3 protein-coding genes are annotated in these 2,553 nt (G+C 73.3%); all 3 read left to right on the top strand.

From position 1 onward, the window contains the following. A partial coding sequence (locus ACTJI6_RS22675) for a hypothetical protein (RefSeq protein ID WP_440803929.1) occupies window positions 1–1,682 on the top strand: 1,682 nt, incomplete at its 5' end. 45 nt (window positions 1,683–1,727) lie between these two features. Beyond that, a complete protein-coding gene (locus ACTJI6_RS22670) occupies window positions 1,728–2,204 on the top strand; it encodes a hypothetical protein (protein ID WP_440803928.1) in 477 nt (158 codons plus the stop codon). Window positions 2,205–2,267: 63 nt separating this feature from the next. Continuing rightward, the coding region (locus ACTJI6_RS22665; RefSeq protein ID WP_440803925.1) for a hypothetical protein at window positions 2,268–2,553 on the top strand (286 nt) is incomplete at its 3' end.

Raw genomic sequence — 2,553 nt, 5'->3', positions numbered from 1 at the left:
ACGCCGTGCTGGCGATGCTGGAGGCGGACGCGCCCTCTCCCGCCGATCTGGCCGCCGCCCGCGCCGCCGCCGAGGCCCTGCCGCCGCCGGCGCTGCTGCCGCCGCTCGACCAGCAGACCAAGCGCCAGGCCGTTCAGGAGGGGCTGAAGACAATGGGCGCGCGCATGATCGCGCGCGCCCGCGTTCTGGCGGGCGAGATCGAGGGCGACGAGGCTGCGGCGCTGTTGCCCGCCATGCGCGACGCCTGGCGGGCCAGCCGGGACCGGACCGACGCCGAACTGCTGACCGAGCTGCAGGACAGCCGCGCCCTGGCGCTCATGCTGGCGGGCCGCGATGTGACCGCCATGGCCGAGACCGATCCCGCGCGGCTCTGCGCGACCGTGGACGGCACCGGCACCCATGTCATGTCGCAGGGCTTCGGCAGGACCGGCGGGGAGACGCTGCTGGAGATCGCCTCGGGCCTGCCGCTGGAACACTGGACGCGCGAGGTCGCCGAAGCCACCATCGCGCTGTCGCAGAGCTGCGCCAGCAACCGCTACGAGACGCTTGTGGCCCAGGCCTGGCCCCGGATCGAGGCGCGCATCGCCGGCATGGACAGGCTGCGCGCCACCATCGCCCGCCTGGCCGCGACGCCGGTCACGCTCGAGGCCTACCGCGCCGCCGACTGGCTCGGCGTCGATGCGTCGGCGCTGCGCGACACCGGCCTCTCGCGCGAGGAGATCGACCGTGTCCTGCGGCTCGCCACCGCGCGCCTCCTCGAGACCGCCGTGCCGGTGCTGGCGCAGGAACTGGCCCAAGGGGTCGCTAACGAGACCGATATCGCCGCGATCACCAGCCATTGCGCCCGGCGCATCGGCGCGGTCCTGGCCGGCATGGACGCCGCCCTTGCCGCACGGATCACCCAGGGCTGCGAGGAGATCGCCGCCACGCATCTGGAACGTGTCGGCACGGCGCGGATCGCCGAGATGGCGGCCCGCGCCGAGGCGGCCGGCGAGAGCTACGAGGAGGCGCTTGCCACCGACGGCTATGCGGTCCTGCCGGATTTTGGCCCACGTCCGGCAAGCGACGCCTTCGACGCGGCCGTGTCCGCGCTGCGTGCGGCCGCACAGGAGGCCGAGGCCCGCGTGGCCGAGAAGCGCGACCGGGTGCTGGCGGCGGAGGGGGAGCGCCTGGCGGCCGCCTATGCAGACCTCGAGCCCGGCAGCCCGGCCTCGGCGGCGCTGCTCACCTGCGCCCGCTACCCGGACACGCCCCGGCTGGCCGGCCTGCACCGCCAGTGCCAGGACTTGGTGGCAGCCTTCCAGCAGCAACATGGCGAGGCCCGGTGCGCCCGTCTCTATGCGGAGGCCGAGGCGGAGGAGGAGCTGCGCGACGCCGCTCTCGACGTGGGCCAGCGCGGCATGGTGCCGCTGCGCCGGCTCGTCTGCCACCTGCCGCTCGCCGCCACCCTGACCCGGCATGGCGGGCTCTTCCGCGAGACCCGCTACGAGATCAGCCTGCAGGCCCAGGGCAAAAGCGGCGCGCGGACGCTGTCCGGCACCCTGACGCCGGCCGGGGCGCCGGGCGTCTGGCGCCTCACCGGGATCACGCTGGAGCCGGGGCCCCTGCGCGCGGATCTCGACCCCGACGCGCCTGCCACCCTGGATCTTTGCCTCGACAGGCCCGACCGCTGCGTCGACTGACCTCGCCCTTCTTTCCGAAGACCCTTTCCGACTGTGGAGACACCCATGAAGCCCCTCATCCTTGCCGCCGCCCTCGCCCTGCCCGCCGCCCTCGCCCAGGCCGAGCCCTATCTGGCCCGCTGCCACATGGGCGAATGCATCCACTACGACCAGACCGATCGCCAGGTCGTCGGCCAGGGCAGCGCCGCCGTGCCCGGCGACCTGGTGCTGGTCACCCTGCGCCAGGCGGTCTCGGCCGCTCCCGACACCCCGGCCGACAGCCTGGATTGGGGCGAGCCCTCGCCCGTGCAGGTGTTCTGCAGCCCCGCGCGGCCGGCCTTCATGGCGGGCGACGCCAGCTATACCGCGCTCGACCTGGTCACCCCGGCGGGCGCCACCACGCTGATCACCACCATGTATCTGCGCGCCTGCCATCCCGACCTAGGCGCCTTTGACGATCCCTTCGCGGCCGCCGCCCGGCTGGGCTACCGCGCTACTGAGACCGGCAGCTTCCAGGACTTCGCCCCGCTGATCCGCCGCTGAGCGCCCGCGCGACAGCCCCATCGGGGCGGCGCACCGCCGCCCCCGTTCGGAAAGGACACCGAGATGAACCGCAACCGCATCCTGATCGCCGCCGCCGGCGCCACTATTCTCCTGATCATCGCCCTCGTCGCCGCCACCGCCCTGTTTCCCGGCGGCCCGCTCAGCCGCCAAGAGATGCGCCTCGTCGACGGCTTTGCCACGGCCTTTACCGCCTGCATGGACTCCGCCGGCAGCGGCAACGGTATCAGCCTGGGCGACTGCAACGAGGCCGAGATCCTCAAGGCCCGGATCGACGAAGCCGGCCTCTGCATCGACTACGACAACACCCGACAGGATACCTATGAGGACT

Source organism: Paracoccus sp. 22332 (genome assembly GCF_052045125.1).
Taxonomy (GTDB): Bacteria; Pseudomonadota; Alphaproteobacteria; order Rhodobacterales; family Rhodobacteraceae; genus Paracoccus; species Paracoccus haematequi_A.
This window is presented reverse-complemented; position numbering and strand designations above follow the sequence as displayed.